At 52.1% G+C, this 24,334-nt stretch carries 16 protein-coding genes; all 16 read left to right on the top strand.

Annotation, left to right across the window (positions count from 1 at the left end; genetic code table 11):
• Window positions 1-26: 26 nt before the first annotated feature.
• The 16 genes from tssC (at window position 27) to tssJ (ending at window position 24,200) form a co-directional block, all read left to right on the top strand.
• Entirely contained in the window at window positions 27-1,574 is a 1,548-nt protein-coding gene (gene tssC / locus HGO41_RS03555) for a type VI secretion system contractile sheath large subunit (protein WP_250980775.1), read from the top strand.
• Window positions 1,575-1,589: 15 nt separating this feature from the next.
• Window positions 1,590-2,939, top strand: coding sequence for a type VI secretion system baseplate subunit TssK (tssK, locus tag HGO41_RS03550; protein WP_013577827.1), 1,350 nt, complete (start codon window positions 1,590-1,592; stop codon window positions 2,937-2,939).
• Window positions 2,936-3,610 (top strand): type VI secretion system protein TssL, short form, encoded by a 675-nt coding sequence (gene tssL, locus HGO41_RS03545; protein WP_250980774.1) that lies wholly within the window; start codon window positions 2,936-2,938, stop codon window positions 3,608-3,610. Before tssK ends, tssL begins: the two co-directional genes overlap by 4 nt.
• A 136-nt stretch (window positions 3,611-3,746) precedes the next feature.
• Window positions 3,747-5,288, top strand: coding sequence for an OmpA family protein (locus HGO41_RS03540; RefSeq protein ID WP_250980773.1), 1,542 nt, complete (start codon window positions 3,747-3,749; stop codon window positions 5,286-5,288).
• Window positions 5,289-5,320: 32 nt separating this feature from the next.
• Entirely contained in the window at window positions 5,321-5,812 is a 492-nt protein-coding gene (gene hcp / locus HGO41_RS03535; RefSeq protein WP_013577830.1) for a type VI secretion system effector Hcp, read from the top strand.
• A 162-nt stretch (window positions 5,813-5,974) separates the two neighbouring features.
• A complete protein-coding gene (gene tssH, locus HGO41_RS03530) occupies window positions 5,975-8,629 on the top strand; it encodes a type VI secretion system ATPase TssH (protein ID WP_217243756.1) in 2,655 nt (884 codons plus the stop codon).
• Complete coding sequence (locus HGO41_RS03525) at window positions 8,626-11,013, top strand: type VI secretion system Vgr family protein (RefSeq protein ID WP_250980772.1); 2,388 nt, start codon at window positions 8,626-8,628, stop codon at window positions 11,011-11,013. The genes tssH and HGO41_RS03525 overlap by 4 nt, the downstream gene beginning before the upstream one ends.
• Window positions 11,014-11,029: 16 nt before the next feature.
• A complete protein-coding gene (locus tag HGO41_RS03520; protein WP_250980771.1) occupies window positions 11,030-14,107 on the top strand; it encodes a glycoside hydrolase family protein in 3,078 nt (1,025 codons plus the stop codon).
• A 13-nt stretch (window positions 14,108-14,120) separates the two neighbouring features.
• Window positions 14,121-14,987, top strand: coding sequence for a hypothetical protein (locus HGO41_RS03515; protein WP_250980770.1), 867 nt, complete (start codon window positions 14,121-14,123; stop codon window positions 14,985-14,987).
• Window positions 14,988-15,211: 224 nt separating this feature from the next.
• Window positions 15,212-15,727 (top strand): hypothetical protein, encoded by a 516-nt coding sequence (locus HGO41_RS03510; RefSeq protein ID WP_217243752.1) that lies wholly within the window; start codon window positions 15,212-15,214, stop codon window positions 15,725-15,727.
• A 61-nt stretch (window positions 15,728-15,788) separates the two neighbouring features.
• A complete protein-coding gene (locus HGO41_RS03505; RefSeq protein ID WP_013577838.1) occupies window positions 15,789-16,052 on the top strand; it encodes a PAAR domain-containing protein in 264 nt (87 codons plus the stop codon).
• 2 nt (window positions 16,053-16,054) lie between these two features.
• On the top strand, window positions 16,055-17,266 hold the full coding sequence (locus tag HGO41_RS03500) for a KPHS_23130 family T6SS system protein (RefSeq protein ID WP_013577839.1): 1,212 nt from the start codon (window positions 16,055-16,057) through the stop codon (window positions 17,264-17,266).
• A complete protein-coding gene (locus HGO41_RS03495; protein WP_217243751.1) occupies window positions 17,263-20,679 on the top strand; it encodes an ImcF-related family protein in 3,417 nt (1,138 codons plus the stop codon). The genes HGO41_RS03500 and HGO41_RS03495 overlap by 4 nt, the downstream gene beginning before the upstream one ends.
• A 99-nt stretch (window positions 20,680-20,778) precedes the next feature.
• Window positions 20,779-22,548, top strand: a complete 1,770-nt coding sequence (gene tssF / locus HGO41_RS03490) for a type VI secretion system baseplate subunit TssF (protein ID WP_250980769.1) — start codon at window positions 20,779-20,781, stop codon at window positions 22,546-22,548.
• A complete protein-coding gene (tssG, locus tag HGO41_RS03485; protein WP_250980768.1) occupies window positions 22,512-23,594 on the top strand; it encodes a type VI secretion system baseplate subunit TssG in 1,083 nt (360 codons plus the stop codon). Before tssF ends, tssG begins: the two co-directional genes overlap by 37 nt.
• A gap of 63 nt (window positions 23,595-23,657) precedes the next feature.
• Window positions 23,658-24,200 (top strand): type VI secretion system lipoprotein TssJ, encoded by a 543-nt coding sequence (gene tssJ / locus HGO41_RS03480; RefSeq protein ID WP_013577843.1) that lies wholly within the window; start codon window positions 23,658-23,660, stop codon window positions 24,198-24,200.
• Window positions 24,201-24,334 lie beyond the last annotated feature (134 nt).

Genomic DNA, 24,334 nt, shown 5'->3' with positions numbered 1-24,334 from the left:
TCCACTTAATGGATTAATGCGAGATAATGCTCATGTCAGTCAACACTGAAAACTCTTCTTCCAGCCAGACAACGGTTCTGGAGCGCCCTGAAGCCGGTACGGTATACGCTTCCCTGTTTGATAAAATCAACCTGACGCCTGTGTCCTCACTGGGTGATCTGAACGATTTTCAGGATACGTCTGCGCTGGCCGATGTCACCGCTGATCAGCGTGTCACTGCCGCTGTACAGGTCTTCCTTGAGCGCCTGAAGCTGTCCGGTCAGACGGTTGAACGTCTGGACAAAACCCTGCTCGATCATCATATCGCCGAACTCGACAGCCAGATCAGCCGTCAGTTGGATGTGGTCATGCATCACCCGGAATTTCAGCGTATTGAATCCGGCTGGCGTGGTCTGAAGTTCCTGGTTGATCGTACTGATTTCCGCCAGAACGTAAAAATTGAACTGCTGGATGTGTCTAAAGACGACCTCCGTCAGGACTTCGAAGATTGTCCTGAGATCATCCAGAGCGGCCTGTACCGCCATACCTACATTCAGGAATATGACACTCCGGGCGGCGAGCCAATCGGTTCTGTGATTTCCAACTACGAGTTTGACGCGTCGGCGCAAGATGTCGCCCTGCTGCGTAACATTTCTAAAGTATCTGCCGCTGCGCATATGCCATTCGTCGGTGCGGTCGGCCCTAAATTCTTCCTGAAAGATTCCATGGAAGAAGTGGCGGCGATTAAAGATATCGGCAACTACTTTGACCGTGCGGAATACATCAAGTGGAAATCCTTCCGCGATTCTGACGATTCCCGCTATATCGGTCTGACCATGCCGCGCGTACTCGGTCGCCTGCCGTATGGTCCGGATACCGTTCCTGTTCGCAGCTTCAACTACGTTGAAGAAGTGAAAGGTCCGGATCACGAGAAATATCTTTGGACAAACGCGGCGTTCGCCTTTGCGGCCAACATGGTGAAAAGCTTCATCAAAAATGGCTGGTGTGTGCAAATCCGCGGCCCGCAGGCGGGCGGTGCAGTGACTGATCTGCCGATCCATCTGTACGATCTCGGCACCGGCAATCAGGTGAAAATCCCGTCAGAAGTGATGATCCCTGAAACCCGCGAATTTGAATTTGCCAATCTGGGCTTTATCCCGCTGTCTTACTACAAAAACCGCGATTACTCCTGCTTCTTCTCCGCGAACTCTGCGCAGAAACCGGCGCTGTACGATACTGCCAATGCCACTGCAAACAGCCGCATCAATGCACGCCTGCCGTACATCTTCCTGCTTTCACGCATCGCACACTACCTGAAGCTGATTCAGCGGGAAAATATCGGCACCACCAAAGACCGTCGTCTGCTGGAACTGGAACTGAACACCTGGATCCGTACGCTGGTCACTGAAATGACTGACCCGGGCGACGACCTGCAAGCCTCTCACCCGCTGCGTGACGCCAAAGTGACCGTCGAAGATATCGAAGACAACCCGGGCTTCTTCCGCGTGAAACTGTACGCCGTACCGCACTTCCAGGTGGAAGGGATGGACGTGAATCTGTCACTGGTTTCTCAGATGCCTAAAGCGAAAGCGTAAGAGGCCGGAGTGGTAATGAAAATTTATCGACCACTATGGAGTGAGGGGGCATTGCTGTCCCCTCAGCAGTTCCAGCAGCAGGCTTTATGGGAAGCACATAGTAATCAATGTGTTGCCCACCTGTCCGTTGTTAATCCCTGGGGCGTAGCCACAGCTGAGTTTGATGAAGGCTTGCTGAGTGTCAGACGCCTGCAAGCACTACAGCTGACCGTGCGTCTGCCTGACGGTTCTCTGATAGATACCGGGAGCAGCGATCTTCTCCCCCCTGCCCGGGATTTATCTCAGGATATTCCGGCACAAGTCAATGAGCTTACGGTGATGCTGGCGATGCCGTTATTGCAGGCAAACAGCAGCAACGTGCAACTCACTGACAACGCAGGGGATCGCCCGCTTCGTTATCGTCAGGAATGGGTGAAGGTTCAGGATGCATTCGGTCAGGAAGAAGAGTCCATGGCGGTGGCCCGTTATGCCTTGTCTCTGCGTTTTGACATAGAACAGAACGAGGAATACCTGATCTGTCCTGTATTACGTCTGGTTCGCGACGGTCAAGGCGGCTGGAGAAATGACAATACGTTTATTCCTCCGTTGCTGGCAATGTCCGCTCATCACGGGCTGGTATTGGACATGGAACAAATTCTCACACAATTACAGGCTAAACGCCGCCGCCTGATGGGCATGCGCCGTGAGAGCAATCAGCGTATGGCCGATTTTGCCGTCGCAGATGTATCACTGTTCTGGCTGCTTAATGCCCTCAATACGCACGTTTCGGCATTATCTGAACTGGTTAAAAATCCGGCGCGACACCCTGAACAAGTCTGGTTTGAATTATCGAAACTGGCGGGGAGTCTGCTGACGTTTTCCCTGGAACATGATATCGAAGCGATACCGGCTTACGACCATGCGTCCCCAGAGACCGTTTTCCCGCCTTTACTTGACCTGATCGGGGAGCTACTGGAAGCCAGCCTTCCCTCGCGCGTTATCTCGCTGGAAATGCACAAGATCAATGGCCAGCAGTGGAAAGCGCCTCTTAATGACAGTCGCCTGCGTGAAGACGCGGACTTCTACCTGTCAGTGCGCTCAACACTGCCCGCTTATCAGCTGATTTCCCAGTTCCCTGCCTTGTGTAAAGTCGGGGCTCCGGACGATGTCAATAATATTGTTAACGTCGCACTTAATGGCGTGCCACTGATCGCTTTAAGCCATGTCCCTGCGGCAATCCCTCTTCGGCTGGAAAATCAATATTTCGCCCTGGATCTCAAACATCCCTCTGCGCAGGCCATGCTGGATTCAGGTACGTGCATGTTCTATGTACCGGAACTTCTCGGTGAACTGCAACTGGAACTCTATGCGGTGCTTCGGTCATGAGAAATGAAATAGATATTGATGAGTTACTGGCCGATACCTGGCTGTCCGTTGTGCAGTTACGTAACGGCGTGGTTGCAGAAGAAGGCGAAGCTTTATACGAGCGCTGCCGCGCTCAGGTAGAGCGAGTTCAGGACCAATTACAGCTGGCCGGTTACGATAGCGAAAGCGTTGAACATATCACTTATGCCCAATGTGCATTGCTGGATGAAACCGCACTCGGTCGACAGGGTGAGGACAAGGCCCCTGATAACGGACATATTGCCTGGCAGCGGGCACCGTTACAGGCACGTTTCTTTGGCTCTCTTCAGGCAGGTGAAGCGTTATATGAACGGATCCGCTCTGTGCTGCGTCAACCGGCTCCCGATATCACTGTGCTGAGCTGTTTTCATCGGGTCTTATTGCTGGGCTTTCAGGGGCAATATAGCGCTCAAACCATCAACCCTCAGCAACGTGAGCAAACCCTCGCCGCACTTGCCGGGCGGGTCACGCCCTTCAACGTGGTGCTCCCGGGTGCATTGCTCAGTAAAACAGGACGGGTACGTGGCGGGGCATTATTCCGCTCACTCTGGTTCTGGGTTCTGGTTGCTATTGTGATCGTGTCCGGTGTCTGGTGGGGCGGGCATGTCTGGCTGCAACATCTGATTAATCAGCAATTGCCGGGGCAGTTCTGATATGCGCATCGGTTCTCGTTTATCAGTTTACTGCCTGACAGGGATGACAGGATGTCTGGCACTTCTGTTGTGCTGGGGATTCAGCCCATTTGCCGCCTCCACAAAATCAGTCATTACCCTCATCACAGTGATCTTAATGGCTGGACTGATGCTGTGGGGAAGGCGCCATGATGTGTTCGTCGATGAGACGACACGACTGGAAAACCTGCCGGAGATATCGTTTTCGCAGCCGGTCGTTCTTGTTTGCGGGGACAAGCTGGATGCGCTGTTTGGTGAAACTACGGTACGGATTACCCCACTTGCCTGTTATGTCAAGACAGACATCGCAAAACCGTTATCCATTTTCGTTGATGCGGTGCTATCACAACGTCCCGGCTGGATCCGCCAGATGGCCGTACTGTACAGCGTTTCGCCGGAAATTCATGCCGATGAAGCTGTCTGCCGTGCCGCGATTAAAAGCTGGCGTCAGCAGTTTTATCGTTTGCAAAAGCGCATCGGATGCCGCATTCCCGTGCTGGTCAGTTGCTGGCTGAACGGAACGGCGTCGCCCTGGTTTGTGGGCGCTGCCGACGGAAAAATGATCGTCAGGGACGACGATGAAGGCGCAACACTGCTGAGTGACTGGTTGAGTTCGTCAGACATCAATATGCAGCCCGCTCGCCAGTCTCAGGCTATCTGTCTTGAGGCAGCCTGTTCATGGCTTCGGGACGTTGTGCTTGATGAAATGCAGCATCCTCAAACCCTGAGCATGCCGGTTCTTCCCGTGGCCGTGGGTGTCAGGTTTGACGCCGTGTCGGGTGTGCCCGATAACCTTTGGTCTGCAGCATTGACGCGGCGTACCACACTGAATGCGCTGATGCCCTTGCAATCAGAGAGCGTGGCAACTCTGCCTTTTCCCGATCCCTTGTTACCGCTGCTGTCCGGCACTACCCGACATATCAGGGCCGGACTGGCACCGGTAATCGCCGTCATTCTCATGATGTGTTTTGCGGTAACGGCCATTGGTTTTGTTGTTAACAACAACCACCGGCTCATTACGCGTATCGGTATGGATCTGAAGCGCTATCTGATCATTCCTGTGAACAATTACGTTCCGAAAGCACAAGCCGTTGCCGTGCTGAAACTAGATGCTCAGTTGCTTGAGCGTTATCACCGCCAGGGCGAGCCTTTACGTCTGGGTTTGGGACTTTATCAGGGTGAACGACTCTGGCTGACTCTGCAGCAGGAAATTGATCGTTACATTCCTCCCCCTCCACCGCCGCCACCGGCTGAGAAACACACAGCTAAAACCGTGCGTCTTGATTCCCTGTCGCTGTTTGATACGGGTAAGTACGAGCTTAAACCGGGCTCACTCAAAATGCTGGTGAATACGCTGGTCGATATCAAGGCCAAACCAGGCTGGCTGATTGTGGTGGCCGGACACACGGACATTACCGGTGACGCGAAAGCCAACCAGACATTGTCGCTAAAACGTGCGGGATCCTTGCGTGACTGGATGCTCTCAACCAGCGATGTCTCGCCGACCTGCTTTGCCGTACAGGGCTACGGCGCAACACGCCCTGTTGCAACAAACGATACCCCGGAAGGCCGTGCGGCTAACCGTCGTGTCGAAATCAGTCTGGTGCCACAGGCAGATGCCTGCAAAGCATCAGCAACCCCAAGTTCATCAAATGATTGATGAATGTTTACCTTAGAAATGGAGAACTACCCATGGCAATTCCTGTTTATCTGTGGCTGAAAGACGACGGCGGTGCGGACATTAAAGGCTCCGTAGACGTTAAAGATCGCGAAGGCAGCATCGAAGTGGTTGCACAGGATCACAACCTGTATATCCCGACCGATAACAACACCGGCAAACTGACGGGTACTCGTATTCACACCCCGTTCCTGTTTACCAAAGAAATCGATTCCTCCAGCCCGTACCTGTACAAAGCGGTGACCACTGGCCAGACCCTTAAATCTGCTGAGTTCAAATGGTATCGCATCAATGACGCGGGCCAGGAAGTGGAGTATTTCAACACTAAACTCGAAAACGTCAAGCTGGTAAAAGTCGCGCCAAAAATGCACGACATCAAAGATCCGGCTAAAGAGAAACACAACCACCTCGAAGCTATCGAGCTGCGTTACGAAAAAATCACCTGGACCTACAAAGACGGCAACATCATTCATTCCGATTCCTGGAACGAACGTACTACCGCGTAAGACCTTATCAGCAGACGGTTCGCCGTCTGCTGTTTTTGTTTCCTGAGCCGCTGCCTGGCGGTTGAGCAAACAAAAACACAACCGGACATCGACCTTATGGGCCGGGGTTTCCTGCAAAGGAAAAGGCTAAGGGCGGTAGCGTACCTAAAAAAGGAATTTAGCATGGAACATCAGTCAGCTGTCTTACTTCGCCGCTTAAATCCGTACTGCGCGAAAGCGCTGGAAGCCGCCGCGACGCTCTGCCAGACCCGCGCCCACAATGAAATTACCGTCGAGCACTGGTTGCTCAAACTGCTGGAACTGGGCGAAGGCGACATCACCGTGCTGGCCCGCCGCTATGAATGGGATATGGATGCGCTGTGGCAAAGCCTGCTGGCACATCTCGATGCCCTGCCGCGTTCCGTGCATTCGCGTCCGCAGCTTTCCCAAGATTTACAATCGCTGATGAAAGCGGGCTGGCTGGCCGCATCGCTGCAGGATGACAACCAGAGCATCCGCAGTGTCAATCTGCTGGAAGCGCTGATGGCGCAACCACGCCTGTTGCGCTGCGAAGGTTTATGGCCGCTGTTCAGCCTGAGCGAAGAACATATCCGTCGCCTCAAGCCAGTGCTGGATGCCTTGTCCGAAGAGCGCCCGGAGCTGCAACGACAGGAAAGCCTTAGCCGCACGCCTTCCGCACTTTCTGAAAACTCAGCGACACAAAATGCAGAGTCTGGTGTTACCGGCCAGTCGTTAAGCGAAGCATTGCAGGCCGCGCTCGATAAATTCACGCTGGATGTCACCGCGAAAGCTAAAGCCGGACAGATTGATCCGGTGTTTGGTCGCGATAACGAGATCCGTCAGATGGTGGACATTCTGTCCCGTCGTCGCAAAAACAACCCGATTTTAGTCGGTGAACCGGGCGTCGGTAAGACCGCGCTGGTGGAAGGTCTTGCACTGCGCATCAGTGAAGGCAACGTGCCGGACAGCCTGAAAACCGTCAGCCTGCGCACGCTGGATTTAGGTCTGCTACAGGCCGGTGCCGGAGTAAAAGGCGAGTTCGAGCAACGCCTGAAAAACGTCATCGACGCCGTGCAAAAATCACCCACACCGGTTCTGCTGTTTATCGATGAAGCGCACACTATTATTGGCGCTGGCAATCAGGCCGGTGGCGCCGACGCTGCTAACCTGCTCAAACCCGCTCTCGCCCGTGGTGAATTGCGCACCATCGCCGCCACGACCTGGTCTGAGTACAAACAGTATTTTGAGCGCGATGCCGCCCTTGAGCGCCGCTTCCAGATTGTCAAAGTCGATGAGCCGGACGACGAGATGGCCTGCCTGATGCTGCGCGGCCTGAAATCCCGCTACGCGCAGCACCACGGCGTTCACATCACCGACGAAGCCGTCAAAGCCGCCGTCAGCCTTTCCCGCCGCTACATCACCGGCCGCCAGCTGCCGGACAAAGCCGTTGACCTGCTCGATACCGCGTCCGCCCGTGTACGCATGAGCCTCGATACCCTGCCGGAAGAGCTGACCCGCCTTAAGGCGCAGATAGCCGCACTGGGAATGGAGGAGCAGGCATTGCTGGAAGATATCGCGCTCGGCAGCCAGAGCCACGGCGAACGTCTGGAGAAAATTGGCGAACTTGAGCGCGAACTCAATGCCCAGCTTTCCGCTCTCGAAGCGCAGTACGAAGCCGAAAAAGCCCTGACGCATAAGCTGCTGGAAATCCGTCAGGACATCAGCCGTCAGGCAGAAATCGCCAGCCTGCAACAACATCTGAGTGATTTGCAGGGCAACGCCCCGCTGCTGTCGCTGGACGTGGATGTCCGTACCGTCGCCACGGTGATTGCTGACTGGACCGGCGTGCCGCTCACCAGCCTGCTGAAAGATGAGCAGACCGATTTACTGCAACTGGAAAACCACCTGAACAAACGGGTCGTCGGACAGGATCATGCCCTGACCGACATGGCGCAACGCCTGCGTGCCGCCAAAACCGGCCTGACGTCTGAGAATGGCCCGCTGGGCGTCTTCCTGCTGGTCGGTCCGAGCGGTGTCGGTAAAACGGAAACCGCACTTTCCCTCGCGGACTGCCTGTTCGGCGGCGAGAAATCCCTTATCACCATTAACCTCAGCGAATACCAGGAAGCGCACACCGTATCCCAGCTGAAAGGCTCACCTCCGGGATACGTCGGTTACGGTCAGGGCGGTATTCTGACGGAAGCCGTGCGTAAACGACCGTACAGCGTCGTCCTGCTTGATGAAGTGGAAAAAGCCCACCGGGATGTCATTAACCTGTTCTATCAGGTATTCGACCGCGGCTTTATGCGAGATGGTGAAGGCCGCGAAATCGACTTCCGTAACACCGTCATTCTGATGACTGCGAATCTGGGCAGCGACCACATCATGCAGTTGCTGGATGAACAGCCGGAAGCCACCGACAGCGATTTGCAGGAACTGCTGCGCCCGATCCTGCGCGATCATTTCCAGCCCGCCCTGCTCGCCCGTTTCCAGACGCTGATTTATCGTCCGCTGAATGCCGTTGCCCTGCGCACTATCGTTGAGATGAAACTGGCACAAGTCGCGAAACGTCTGAACAAGCACTATGGCCTGACCTGCTCCATAGAAGAAAGTCTGTACGACACGCTGGTCGCCGCCTGCCTGCTGCCGGACACCGGCGCCCGCAACATCGACAGCCTGCTCAATCAGCAGATACTGCCGGTGCTGAGCCAGCAACTGCTGCAGCGCATGGCCGGGCAACAGCCCACTACTGCGCTGGCGCTGGGCTGGGATGAAGACGAAGGGATCACGCTGGAATTTGACGGAGAACAGAAATGAGCACCTCCGATGTTATCAACAGATTGCTAAACCAGTCCCGCTATCGTCTGGACGTTTTGCAAAGTCCTGCATTTCTCGACGTGTTGCGCTTCGAAGGGGAAGAGCAACTTAGCAAACCCTTTGAATATATTATTCATGTCACCAGCACGGCCACCGATTTAACCGCTGAACAACTGGTTCTCAAACCGGCTACCTTTACCATGCAGGCTCCCGTGTTTGATATTGCAGGCGTTGCGGAGCCGGTCCGGGCTGTACACGGTGTGATTCAACATTTTTCACGTATCTCTACCTCTGCGGATCAGACGATTTACCGGCTGGTTTTGGTTCCGCGCGTAGCCTTACTGGACCACACTGCAAAGTGCGCACTTTATCTAAATCAGTCAGTGCAGGAAGTGGTTGAAAAGGTTCTTCGGGCACACGGCCTGGAAGGCCCGGACTTCGAATTCCAGCTTTCCAGGCAATACCCGGCACGTGAGCTTATCACCCAGTGGCGGGAAACAGATTTAGCTTTCATCCAGCGTTTACTGGCTGAAGTCGGAATTTACTGGCATCTCGAGATGGACACCCGCCTTGAGCATGACGTCATCATATTTGCCGACAGCCAGCAACAATATAAATTTGGAGTCCGTTTACCCTTACGCAACCAGGCTGGCATGAGCGACAGCGGTACCGAAAGCGTCTGGGGGCTGAGCACGCAGCATCAGGTCGTCACGCAACAGGTTTCCACCCGCGATTACAACTACCGGGAAGCGTTAAGTCCGATGGACACCACTGCCAGTGCGGCAGGAGGTGATGAAACTACCACTGGCGAAGTCTATCAGTACGCGGAGCCTTTTCTGCAATCCGGATCCGAAGACGGGGTTGAAACCGGTGCATTTTATGCCCGCCTGCGTCATGAACGCATAATGAATGCTCAGAAGACCGTCACCGGCCACAGCAGTTGCCCTCATCTGGCACCGGGTCAGGTGCTGGAAGTCGATGGCACACTTCCTTCTGTGTTAAATGAAGGCATCCTGCTGACGGGGATAAAAACCTACGGTTCACGCAAAAGTCGTTTTACCGCACAATTGACCGGTCAGCCTTACAGTGAAACCCTCTGCTTCCGCCCTGTTCTGCCAGAGCGCCCGGTAATCGCCGGTACCCTTCCTGCCCGGGTTGAAAGCACCACCAAAGGCGATATCTATTCCTGGCTGGATAATCAGGGCAGATACCGCGTGAAGCTCGATTTTGACCGCGACGAACAGGAACAGGGCTATGCCTGTCTCTGGTTGCGTATGGCAAAACCTTACGCCGGTGATACCTACGGCTGGCACGCGCCTTTACTCGATGGCACTGAAGTCGCCATCGCTTTCGATTCCGGCGACTGTGACCGGCCTTATATCGCGTATGCCCTGCATGATTCAGCACACAGTGACCATGTCACCGACGACAACCATACGCGCAATGTCCTGCGTACTCCGTCTTTCAACAAGCTGCGGATGGAAGACAAACGCTCAGAGGAACACATCAAGCTTGCGACCGAGTTTGGCAAAACGCAGCTGAACATGGGGCATCTGGTGGATGCGGAACGCGCACAGCGCGGTGCCGGTTTTGAAATCAGGACGGATGAACACGGCGTGATGCGCGCGGGCAAAGGGATATTTGTCAGTGCAGAAGAACAACTCAAGGCGCAGGGAAAAGTGCTGGATATGGATCCGGCCCTCGGTCAAATCCATCAGGCCAACAATGAGATGCAGGCTCTGAGTGATGCCGCCATGCAGGCTACCGCGCTGGCATCAGATATTCAAAAGCAGCTCAGCTTTGTCGATAACCGCCTGACGCAGTTGCAGTCCGCGGCCATTTTAGCCAGCGCCCCGATGGGCGTGGCGCTTACCAGCGGTGAGCATTTACAGCTGGCAGCCCGACAGAATCTGATGGTGAACGCCGGTAACAATGCCGACGTTGGCGTCATGAAAAACCTGTTCATCGGCGCAGGTGAAGCGTTAAGCATGTTTGTACATAAGCAGGATGCCACGCTGATTGCCAATCAGGGACAGGTCACTATCCAGGCGCAAAACAACGCCATGTCCCTGACCGCAAGACAAACCCTGACCATCACCAGCTCGGACGATGAAATCATCATTACCACTCCGAAAAAACTGACCCTCAACGGCGGCGGCTCTTATCTGACGCTGGAGGCAAGTAAAATCGAGCACGGGTCTTCCGGCGATATGACGATTAAGTGCACGAACTACCTGGTGCCGATGGTTGGGGCTGTGCTGGGTTATCACGTACCCAGCTTTAGTAAAGTGAACTTGTCTCTGAACTCCCCGAACAATCAGAGCAACCCGGATGAGCAGAATAAGCAGGACAGCCTGAATACCGGCAATCCTGCCTCTGAATAACAAGGACCTGTTAACCATGGCTGAAAAAACACCGCCCGTCATCCCCAAAACTAGCTTTCCGGTTCCTGCCAGTGCCACCGGTACCGAGTTCTCCACCGCCGGTGACCTGCTGCAGAGTCTGGACAGAGAGGCTTCCGGCCTGTATCTGGTCGGGGGTAAAGGCATGTGGCACGGCGGTATTCATATCACCGATACCACCGCACCCTGGTGTGCACTGACGGGCAATGCTCCACCGGAAACCGCTTATGCACCCACCCCCCATAAAGGGGAGCAACACCTGCGCTGCATGGCCGACGGTGATATCGTCGCGTTCCGCGTGTGCAAGGAGTACCCGACCATCCCCTGGGAGGAAGGGACGCTTTATCTCTCCGGCTCTTTTGTTCTGGTGCGCCATTATGTTCAGCCGGGCACCCCAGCAGCCAGCGGCCTGACGTTTTATACGCTGTATATGCATCTCGCCCCCTACTCCGCCTATGCGTCGCAGACCGACCCGCGGCAGCGCAGCACCAAAGGCGGCGTTAAGTTCTATCTCACAAAAGAAGATGTTGCCTCAAATAAGGTCGCCGGAAAATTTTCCGCCGGGAACGCCGTGACACTGTGTGATGACACGATGGTCAGGAACAGTGATAACCATCAGTTCAGTCAGGTCAAAATGCAGGATGGCAGGCTGGTATGGACCGTTTCCGACGGCGGTTTTCTGAAAATGGCCGAAAGTAACGGAGCAAGTCCTCCACCCTGGTGGAGCCAGTGCTCGCCGGCTTATAACGTGACGCCTCCCGCGGCGGCGGTATACAAAAACAAAACAGCCCTGAATTACTACCGCTGCAGTGAAGATGTGGTGTTCGAAACCGTCGTCAGCGGACAGAACAAAAAATGGGGAAAACCGGCCGGTAAGCTGCTGCCTGTCAACACGCAGATGACCATGGAAACCGATAATGCCGCGCAGACGGTTACCCGCCCGGACAAGCGGGTATTTAAACTGATGACCATGACCGCTGACGTCGCAGGCACGCCTCTCAAACGCGGTGAGCGCGTCTGGGTCGTTGCCGACGGCGGGAACTTCGAGGCCGTTGCCGCGCAGACGGGCTCATCACCAAAATTTGACGAGGTGATAACTGACCAGACAATTCCGGTTCAGGCCGGTGCGGCGCTCGGTCACCTGGGGTTCTTTCAGATACCCACCGAGACCGGCTTCCGTTCGCGCTATATGGTGCACATTGAATGCCTGACGAGCGACAGCAAAGTGGCCAGTTTTCTTACCAATCCGGAAGCCGCCGGTCGCGAGAGTCCTGCCTTCCTGAAGTATCCGGCAGACGCGAAGCTTTTCAGTAAAGATGCAAAAGGTGCTATGGCAGAAAGCTCGCGCAAAACAAAAGCACCGGGAATACTGACATTGTCTAACGTACCGGCCGTGTCTGCAGACGGCACGCCTACACACTATCAGATACGCCCGGAAGGCGGCTTCCTGGCCGCGGACTCTGTCGAAAAGTTGTCACAGTTTGACCTCGGCAAACTGGGTTTTTCTATCATCAAAGACGACCCCGAAAGTTTTCAGTTGCTGGATGCCGAGAACCAGCCGCAGAACGTGGTGAAAGGGATTTTTGAAAAACTCAAAGCCGCGGCAGAGGATGACCCGGCGTTCAGCAACGCGCTGGCCAGCCACAAATACAAACAGCTGCTCGATGTCATCGACCAGAACCACGACGGGTATTACTCCGTCGACGAATACCGCAATGCCGCGCATAACCCGACCTATCGCGACCAGCTTTATCAGCTGATAGTGCAGCACCCCAGCGAATGGTATTACGAGAAAACGGATGCGAAGTGGACGAAATATCTGGAAAAACTAGAACCGGATGCTTCGAAGTGGAAGAAATATACCGAGGCCTTTCTGGATAAGATGATCTGGATGAAGAAAGTCGCCGACATGGGGCCGGCACCCTGGCATATGCATCCGGTGATGTTTATGGGATATATCAGACAGCAAGCAAATCATGAGATTATTTTCCCACTAAGGGTTAAGCCAGAAAATGATCCTGGAAAAAAATGGGGAAATAGTCATAGCTGGCGTGCCAAGAAAATGGTAAATGCTGCCACTATGGATTATCCCCGTGGCGAAGGGCGCAGACATGCTGCCAGAGATCTCTATACTAATCCTTACACAAGTGTTGTCGCTATTTGCCCTGGAACCATATTAGAAGTTAGAAGTTTTTATAACCATACACACCAGATAACGGTGCATCATAAAACCACTGATGGACGAGAGTTTATTGTGCGTTATGGAGAGGTTAATCCTACAACTATAAAGGTTAATAAGGGTGATCAGGTTTCTCAAGGACAGGAGTTAGGTGAAACAGGTGAGTTGATTAGTACAAATGCAAATGGTTCAACGCGGCCAACAGTCAAGTTGAATGGCACCACTGTTTTTATGCTGCATTTTGAATTATTTTCAGGCGCGGAAGGCTTTTCCTTGAATAAGCCGCTAACAGATGCAAGTGAATCACACTATAAGCGCCGAAAGGATCTTCTAGATCCGATTCAACTTTTAATTGAGGGGTATAATAATACATTCAATAATCAAGAGGGTCATAACCAAGACCCCAGACTTGATGTTAATATTTTAGTTACTTCCGAAAAAGGTCGGAGGTTTATTAAGAGTTGGGAGAAGCTGGAATTAACGGCTTATAATGACTCGCATAATCATTGTACTATTGGATATGGCCATTTAATTAACAAAATGAAGTGTGAGGATATTACTTTGCCTGATGAGTTTAGAGATTCCATAACGAATGATAAAGCTAATGAGGTCTTTAATTTTGACATTATCAAGTTCGAGGGCGCCGTAAAGAAGGCAGTTACAGTAAAATTGTATCAGTATGAGTTTGATGCATTGGTTAGTTTGCTTTTTAACTGTGGTGAAAATTTCTTTTCCCTTAATAAGGCTCCAAATCTAGTTAATAGTATTAACGGTGAAAATTATGAATTGGCGGCTAAAGAATTTTTAGACATTACCAATGATGGGGAAAGTGGGTTAGTTAACAGGAGGAATGCAGAATATAATATTTTCTTAAACGATATTTATAATAACAACTAACTAAGGATAAAAAATGAAGGTGTTTGATAAGCAGTTTTTCATTACATTAATTGTTTTTTTTAGCCCATTGTGCAATGAGGTTTTGGCTGCCACTACTCAATCATGGTTTTTTGCAATGGCTTCTGACGGGATTATAGAAAACTCAGCTGATAATGATTCTATAGAAAATACTCAGCAATATTTCTCAAAGAAAGGGATCACCTTTAAAGACAATATATTGTATGTGGAAGGACTATTTTCATGCGAGATAGTGGATGAAAAAGAAACTCCAGTAAATTATTGGCATAGTGCTAAAACGGCCTCGTTTTATCGCGATTTTTTGAAAAAATATAGTATTCGACTGGATAATGAAATCGATGTAATTACAACTACAGACCCAAACTCACAGTGTCAACTGCCCTTTTCAGAATTTATTAAAACGGATAACGCCTTAATGCTTACCTATAAAAATCGAGCAATATGGTATTTTACAGATGATGATGCAAGACTAAATCAGATAAGGAATCAGAAGAAAGTTAAAATGTTATCCGAAAGCGTCAATAAAATAATCTGTAAGGAAACTAGCAATGAAATGGATTTGGTGTATACGGAAGGGTATATTGTAACTTGTATTTATCCTAAAACCGATGTGCTCTCTGCCTATCTTAGTTTTCGTGAGGAGCATAAAGCTGAGGAAGTATTTAGCCAGTTAAAAAAGTCGTTGACACTGGGTAAGAATGAAAAAATCAAGATTCTGCCTGATTTTTTCATCCAATATAACTGGAAGTCAAATAATAATGAACTAGAGATAGACATATTACAACAGGGTGGTGAAACGAAATTAAACTTCAAAAAGGCAAGCGAAGACACAATCGTAAAAAAAATTTCATTTCCTGATTGAGATGATAATTTATCGGTGTAATCTTGCTCATTCCTACACTATGTTGTTTTTATGTATATAGCAATCGGGAGGGGGTAATTTCCCCAATGACGAAGTGGCATTTTAAGTGATGAAAACAACAAGCAACCATATAATACTCCCCACGGAGAGAGAGAAACGGCATGCTGTGAATAAACTGCGCTGGGATTTAGATGCCGAAATAGATGATAAGTGGGTAAAAAAAGATGAACCACTATAAGAAATATTTTCCACAGATATTACTCATTTCTGTACTTGGATTTTCTTCAGTTCAGAGTCAGGCTTCAACTACGCTCCCCAAAGGAAAGGATTACCCTGCGGCCCCGTTGTACACGGGGAAATCAGCCGCTCAGGTTGATCGTACTGACGGATTCACTAATATGTTCAGAACCCGTTTCACGGAGGCCATGCAAGGACCTGTCGTTTTTGCAGGAGAGTATGCCAGAGCAGAATGGGGATGCGGAGGTTCCGGTTGCTATATGATTTCATTTATTAATAAGCGTACCGGTCGTGCGCTTCATGAATCCTTTACAGCCTATGGCACAGAGTTAGAGGGCTCTAAACCCGTCGGCGAAGAGATACTCTATATCAATAAATCCAGCAAACTTCTTGTGACCTATGAAATAAATGAATTCTCAAAAAAACATTTTTACAATTATTATGTATTACAAAATGAAAGCCTCAACCTTATTAAAAAAGTTCCCGACGACAGGCCGCAGTAGTTATTCAACGTCAGACTCTCTGTAATCAATATAAGACATTATTTTCTAAAAGGACTTTATCATGCTTCCTATTATTCGTATCGGCGATAAAACAACGCACGGCGGTGCAGTAGTGACCGGTTCCGGTACCATGAGTTTTGGTAATATTCCCGTTGCCCGTAAAGGGGATAAAGTCTCTTGCCCTGTTCCCTTTCACGGTCCGACCTTCATTACCGAAGGCAATCCCAATTACCTGGACAACGGTATTCCTGTCGCTTTTCACGGACATAAATGTGCCTGCGGTTGCACGCTGATTAGTTCTCTTGCAACGGCACAAGTAGGATAATTATGCCGGTGAATCTTGATGTTATTCCCGACAAAGCGCCCGGCATTGTTCGCCCCCGTACCCGCCGCTGGCTTCTTTTCTTGCCATTTATGCTGCTGGCAGGGGCGACCTCCACGCTTTGGTTTTGGAAAAATGAGCATACGGGGATTGCATTCTGGTTTACCGCCATTGGCTTACCCGCAGCAACCTGGGGCATCCTTTTCAGCCTGCGACGTATCGGCTACAAATGCGATCAGATCTGGGCCACTTCATGGAACAGAGAACGTGAGCAGTTAATTGAAGAGGAAACCCTGCGTGGGCAACGCTATATCTGTTGGCACGGTGGTGTTTCCTTTACCACGGTTGGCAAAAGTACAGAAAAACTCCTCAGCGCTGTTTTGAAAAATACTCCGATGATGTCATCTGTTATCCCCAGAACCGGTGGCTTCGCCGTCCGACATACACGGCTTGGCAGTACAACAAATACGACACCAGGTTTGCTGCTGGAGTGGCATGGCCACCTTAAACAGCGAATATTAGCTTTACTCGATACCCTCCCCGCCGGCATGCCCTGTTACGTTCTGCTGGATGCTCACATTGATCAGGATCCGCAAGTTAACGCAAAGCATGCACAGGAAGTCATGGCGATGTTTTCCCGTCCGCTGCGGCAAATTAATGGAGTGGGGTTTGCGGCGTTAGACCAATGGATTGATATGACCTGGGGTATCCCTTCTGCCTTGCTGGTGATCGGTACTCAGATAAATAATCGGCCTGAGGTCAACAGCGGTGAAGCTGCAACGGCCATGCTGTTAACCAATTGTCCGCTGCCTGATGAGCATAAAACGGTACGCATCCATCGCCCCGAGTGCGGAACAAACGCCGTGCTCACCAAAACACTTTCACGCGCGCTGCTATGGGCTAACGTTCAGCCAGCGTCCGTTGGACAAGCCTGGCTCACCGGCGGTGCATTGCTCACTGACAGCGAATGGAGCACGGCCTGTGAGAAAAACGCACTCGGGCTGGATATTCAAAAGCAGTGCAGTGTCATCGATAACATCACGGGTTTTACAGGATGCACAGCACCGTGGCTGGCATTACTCATGGCGGCCACACAATGCCGTGAAGATGGCATCACACAGGCTGTCGCGGTCCAAACCGCAACGGACAAGATTTGGGTAGGTTGCGTTTCTGCACCTGCCTCAGAAATTAAGGACAATCAGGACACTTCACTGTGACAATCAGATCCCTAATAGGCAGCGCCTTTCTGTTTTTGATTTTTATCGTCATCGTTGTGGGAGGCACCCTCACCTTCTATCCACAATGGGTAGCTTCCACCTTTGGCATCGGCCCGTTATCACCTTCCGGTATCTGGACACTTTGTCTGAGTATTGCCGCCGGGCTGGGGGCGGTTTTCTGGCTGATCGAGCGTATGTTCGATCGCATCGGGAAGGCTGGCGTTCGTATCCAGTGGCGTAAACGGAAAAATCAGCAGACAGGGGCACCCGCGGTCTCAGATACCGTGAGTCCGTCCCCTTCGTTTTTCACCGGTCTGGACGAGCAGATGCGTTTTCGCTATGGCCGGTTTTGGCGCAGGAAAGTGCAGATCCTCTGGCTGACCGGAGAAACTGAGCTGGTTGAAAAGATAGCGCCAGGACTGACAGAACAAAACTGGCAGGAAGGTGACGACACCTTGCTTTTGTGGGGCGGCTTACCGGATGTGCCCGTTGATCCTGAACGTGCGATAGCCGCAAGACTATTGCGTCCGCGCCGTCCGTTAGACGGAATTGTTCATGTACTGGAGGGTAATCAGTTACCAGGCACCACCTCACTGGATGAAACCCTGCGCCAGCGCCAAAAAACCGATGCGCTGCTTGGCTGGCAGGCACCGGTGTATTTTTGGGTGCTCGACAGATGTAAATGGTCACAGGAAGGCAGGGAAACACAACCCGTAGGGTGTTTGTTATCAGGAAAAACTTCCGCAGAATCTGTGCTTACCGCACTGGATGCGCTAATCCCTGCGCTACGTGAGCAAGGCATGTCCCAGCTTGCCCAGGACACCCGATATGACTTTTTATTGCGTCTTACTGAAAGATTGCGCAAAGAATGGCGTGCGGGCCTGAGTAATGTGCTGACCACGGTTTCCCGGGGTTCCTCTCCGATGATGTTGCGCGGGCTGATGTTCAGTCTGCCATCCAGCGCAGAGAAGGGGTCTTCACATAGCTGGGAGGCTCTGCCTGAGTGGCAGGGCATTCTTCAGGATTGCCGGAATGCGCAAGGGAAACGAACAGGATGGCCTTGGGAAAAAATATTGCAATGCACCCTTCTGACCCTGGCTGTAGTTTGGGGAGCGGGTGTTTTGCTTTCGCTTTTTATCAATCAGCATCAGATTGCTGACTCTCATGAACAGGCCACTATCGCAGCCGATACGACTCAGCCTCTGGCCTCACGCCTGAATAATCAGCTGGCACTTCAACAGGAAATTGCGAAATTACAGTACCGGGAAACCGCCGGTTCTCCCTGGTATACCCGCTTTGGCCTGAATCAGAATGCCTCACAGCTGGCGGCACTTTGGCCGTTGTATCAGGCCAACAATAATGTGTTAATCCGGGATGCTTCTGCCACGAAACTTAAGGCAAAATTAACAGACTTTATCCGGTTGCCACCGGGCAGCCCGCAGCGTGATGCCCTGACACAGCAAACCTATGCTGAGCTTAAAGCCTACCTGATGATGTCGCGTCCGGATAAAGCCGATGCAACGTTTTTAAGCCAGACACTGATGACCCTCTGGCCAAAACGCACCGGGGTTCCGGACGGGCAATGGCAACATGTCGGACCCAAACTGATCGCCTTCTGGGGGCAGAACCTGCCCGCGCATCCGGAATGGAAAATAGCGCAGGATAAAAACCTTGTCACCGCTGTCCGGCAGATCCTGCTTAAGCAAATTGGCCAGCGCAATGCGGAAGCATCGCTGTATCAGGCCATGCTGAAGAAAGTGGCGAATAATTATCCGGATATGACCCTGACAGACATGGTGGGTGATACCGACGCTTCTTATCTGTTCAACACAGACGAGGTCGTGCCGGGAATGTTCACCCGTCAGGCGTGGGAAGAGCAGGTTCAGGATGCTATCGATCAGGTGGTTACTACCCGACGCAATGAAATTGACTGGGTTCTGACCAGTAAATCCCAACCCGCTTCTGAAGACATCTCCCCGGAGGCGCTAAAGGCACGACTCACCGAACGTTATTTCACTGATTTTAGCAATGCCTGGCTGAACATGGTTAACAGTCTGCGCTGGCAGGAGCCCGGATCTCTTTCGGGGGCTATTTCCCAGCTCACGCTGATGGCAGATGTACGCCAGTCTCCGATGGTGGCATTGATGAATACGCTGGCCTGGCAGGGAAAAACGGGGCAGAAAAACGAAGCTCTGGCCGATACGCTGGTGAATTCAGCGAAAGTTCTGGTGGGTAAAAAACAGCAACCTGTTATTAAACAAACAGGCGGCCCCCAAGGTCCGCTCGACGCCGCCTTCGGCCCCTTGTTGACCATCATGGATGGCAAAAGTAATGGTGTAAATAATGGCAATCTCAGCTTCCAGGCCTATTTAACCCGTGTAACACAGGTTCGCCTGAAGCTTCAGCAGGTCACTACCGCACCGGATCCGCAGGCGATGACCCAGATGCTGGCTCAAACTGTCTTTCAGGGTAAAGCCGTCGATTTAACCGACACCCGTGATTACGGCAGTCTGGTTGCAGCCAGTCTGGGTCAGGAATGGAGCGGCTTCGGGAAAGCGATGTTTGTAGAGCCTATGGAGCTTGCCTGGCGTCAGGTATTGCAACCCGCCGCCGGCAGTCTGAATGCGCAATGGCAAAGTAACGTGGTCAACCAGTGGGATACTTCATTTGCCGGACGGTATCCGTTCGCCAGCACCGGCAGCGATGCATCCTTACCTGTCGTCGCGCAATATCTCCGTTCCGACTCCGGACGTATCTCGCAATTCCTGAAAACTCAACTCGGTGGCATTTTACACCAGGAAGGTAACCGCTGGGTGCCGGATGCCATTACCAGTCAGGGACTGACCTTTAATCCGGCATTCCTTGATGCCATCAACCAGTTGGGCCAGTTATCTGACATCGTATTTGCTGAGGGTGATGCAGGATTACGTTTTGAATTAATGGCCCGCCCGTCAAAAAATGTCGTCCGCACGGAACTCGCTGTCGACGGGCAAAATCTGGACTATTTCAACCAGATGGAAAGCTGGCAGAGCTTTAAATGGCCGGGAAATTCCTACTATCCCGGCGTACAGCTCAGCTGGCGCAGTGTCAGTTCCGGTATGCAACTGTTTGGCGACTTTTCAGGGAACTGGGGATTAATACGCCTTCTGGAAAAAGCCCAGGTTACCCAACTCGACAGCAGCCGTTACCAGCTGGTCTGGAAAACCCGTGATGGTCTGCCATTGAAATACATACTGAGAACAGAAATGGGCAATGGACCGCTGGCATTGCTGGCTTTACGTAACTTCTCTTTGCCCAAAAAAGTATTTTTAGATGATGCGCCTGTCTCTTCTGTCGTTGCCGCCGATCCCGGACCCGTACTGACAGACGATCAGGATATCCCCGCAGGAACGGGCTCTGCCGGAGATGAGTAATACCCTCCCCTTGTGGTGTCAGTGTGTGAACACAGGCATCACGCTTTCGTTATTTTTTTATTTTCAACACCACTGAAATTTTCAGTCAGGAATCTGTTTATGGATGATTTGACCCTGCGCTATTACGAAGCTGAGATGCGTTACCTGCGCGAGGCCGGGCGCGAATTTGCCCATGCCCATCCCGACCGGGCCGCGATGCTCAACCTGGATAAGTCCGGGGCGCGCGATCCGTACGTTGAACGTTTATTTGAAGGTTTCGCATTTCTGATGGGGCGTCTGCGGGAGAAACTGGACGATGACCTGCCGGAACTCACAGAGGGACTGGTCAGCCTCTTGTGGCCACACTATATGCGGACAATCCCTTCACTGGCCATTGTTGAATTGAAACCTGATTACCGGCAACTCAAGCAGGTGGAGATCGTGCCCCGGGGCTTCTCTGTCCTGTCACAGCCTGTCGGGCAAAAACACACCTGCTGCCAGTATCAGGTGACGCGGGATATGCCGCTTATGCCGATCAATATTTCACAGGCGAAGTTGCATACTGAAACAGACGGGCGTTCAACCGTACGCCTGCGTTTTGACTGCGGTCCGCTGGCGGACTGGCGAAAGATAGATTTAAGCCGCGTGGCAATCTATCTCGATGCCGACAGTCCGGTCAGCAGTGCTCTGCATCTGGCCCTGACCCGCAAAGTTCAGGCCATGTATATCCGCCAGCCGGAGTTGGGTCAGGATCGCCGTGCGATAGACAGCTGGTTTAAGCCCATGGGATTTGAAGAAAATGAACGCCTGTGGCCTAAAGGGAGCTCGGCGTTCAGTGGCTATCAGTTGTTACTGGAATATTTTACCTTCCGCCCTAAATTTATGTTCGTTGAGCTGAACGGACTGCAAAATGTCCATCTGGTACCGGGAACGACATGGTTCGAACTCGATATTGTTTTGAGTGAGTTGTGGCCTTATGACCTGCCGTTTGATACCGATACCTTCCGGTTACACTGCGTTCCGGTCATTAACCTGTTTTCACTGGAAGCCGACCCGCTGCAAATTGATCCACTGGCGAATGAATATCTTTTGCGGTCACTGCGAATGCAGGATGGTCACGTAGAAATCTACAGTGTTGATCAGGTACACGGTTCCGTTAAAAACGGCAAACACGACTACGTGCCCTTCACCAGTTTCCGTCACCGCGGGGGCATGATGCGTCATGATGCTCCCGAACGCTATTTCCACACACGTGTTAAGCGCGGGCCTTCTGGCTTGCATGACACATGGTTAATTCTCGGCGGTAAATCCTTTGAAGCAGAACAGCTTGCTGAACAGCGTGAAGCACTTTCACTGCGTATTACCGGGACCAACGGCCAGCTTCCACGTAAGGCGCTGGAAAGTACCCTGCTCAACCGGGTTGTGAAAGCCGGCAAAGTCCCGGTACAAGTTCGCAACCTCACCACGCCTACCATGCCGGTATATCCGCCTGCCAATGATCGCTTCCACTGGCGGGTGATGAGTCACCTGGGTTCAAGCTTCCTCAGCATGATGGATAACCCAGAGGTGCTGCGAGGCACGCTGGCGCTGTATGACTGGACCGATGATGAAATGAACTGCCGCAGGCTCGAGGCGATTGTTGCCGTCGAACACCACCTGATCCAGCGATTTGAAAAAGGGTTCATGCTGCGCGGTGTCGATATAGAAATCACCCTGAATACAGACAACTTCGCGGGTGAAGGGGACGTCAATCTCTTTGGTGAAATGCTGCACCGCTTCTTTGCCTTGTACGCCGATATTCACCTTTTCAATCAGCTGACGCTGGTGTTGCAACCGACAGGAAAACGCCTGAGATGGAACGAGAATCACAGCCAACACGTACCGGGCTGATCGATGCCCTGAGTCCGCAGGCGCCCTATCTGAATTTTTACCGGTTTTGTCAGCTTCTGGAACAGGCAGGCGGGGATGCTCCGCTGCTCGGTACAACCAGCACTCCCGCAACAGATCCAATACGTTTTCGCCCGCATCCTGGCATGGGTTTTCCGGTCAGCGAAATACGCGCCATAGAAGCCGACCGGGAACATATACACGCCACACCCACTGTTCGCACCACCTTTATGGGGCTCTATGGGGTAGATGCCCCCTTACCCACAGGCTATCTCGACGATATCAGCCAACGGCGGGAAGGATACGAAAGCGTTGAGCATTTTCTGGATATTTTCAACCATCGGCTGATGACGCAGTTCTATCGCATCTGGCGTAAATACGCCTACCCCGCTAGTTTCCAGGCTGGCGGAACGGATGAGACATCACAGTGCCTGCTCGGTCTGATTGGTCTGGGGATACCCGGCACGGCCAAACATATCGCGACGCCGATTTCCCGATTTCTGGCGCTTTTAAGCACTATGCGTTTGCCGACACGAACGGCAGAAGGGATCCGTGCACTGGTGAATCTGCTGGCACCGCGAACGCAGGCTTATATTCAGGGGCATGACCCGGTGTCAGTAGAAATGCGTACTCGCAGCGGGTTTTGCGCTGAAAACCGTGTTGCGCTGGCACAGCGCAGCGTACTGGGCCGCAAAGGAAAAGACGGTAATAGCCGGGTACTGGTGAGTCTGATGACCTCCGATCCTGAAGAAGCTGAAGGATGGTTACCCGGCGGCCATTTGCATACCGATTTACTTGTGATGATGCGGGTATATCTCGGCTACCGGTGCAATGCCCGCCTGCAACTCACCGTCCCTACCCGCTTGCTGCCGGAGCCCCGGCTCGGTGGGTCCCGACGGATACAGCTCGGGCGTACCGGTGTGCTGGGTTTACAGGAAAGCAAACGTGACAGCCTGCCGCAAAGTATGACCGTCAGCCTCGGCACCTATCAGGGTGTACATGAAGAACCCTTGCTACCCGCTGAGTCGGGAGAATACCGGTTCCGTTAACCCTGCAATCAAGACATTGCAGGGACACAGTATTTTTTGCGAATGAAGAAAAAGGATGCCCTGATGGCAAAAATAATTTCCTCACCTACAAGATGGCAGTATTTCAGCCTGTTTCTGCTCGCGGTTCTGCTTAGCGGATGTGGCCTGACTCAGAAAGTGGTCGATGGCACCAAAGGCGTGACCAAAGCGATTTTCTATAAGCAAATTAAAACACTGCATCTCGATTTTTCCCCGCGCACTTCTATGAACACAGATGAAGGCGATCAGTCATCACTTGCCACCATGGTGCGTGTTTATCAGCTTAAAGATCGCAAAGCCTTTGACGCTGCGGATTATGAAAAGCTGCTGCTTCAGGCCGACAACCTGTTAAAAGCCGATGCCCTGGCCTCTAAGGAAGTGCTGGTGATGCCGGGCGGTGATGTATCACTGGATATGCCCATGGAACCCGATGCTCAGTTTGTCGCCGTGGTGGCGTTGTTTCGCAACCCGGACAGACAACATGATACCTGGCGGGTGGTCCTGAAACGGGAAGAGCTTGATCCCGACAAGCCCCGCACGCTGGAACTCAGTAACGGGCAGCTTACGTTGTTACCACTCAAAGATTAAATGGAGGTTTCTGTGGTTGATATCCTGAAAAATCTTCTCCCTGATGCGACAGGTTTGTCCCGCTACTCACTTGATATCTGGAACAGCCCTTACAGTCTGGACGTGCTGAACTTTCGCGGCGAGGAACAGCTCAG

The sequence above is a fragment of the Rahnella sp. CG8 genome (genome assembly GCF_023701875.1).
GTDB lineage: Bacteria > Pseudomonadota > Gammaproteobacteria > Enterobacterales > Enterobacteriaceae > Rahnella > Rahnella aceris.
This window is presented reverse-complemented; position numbering and strand designations above follow the sequence as displayed.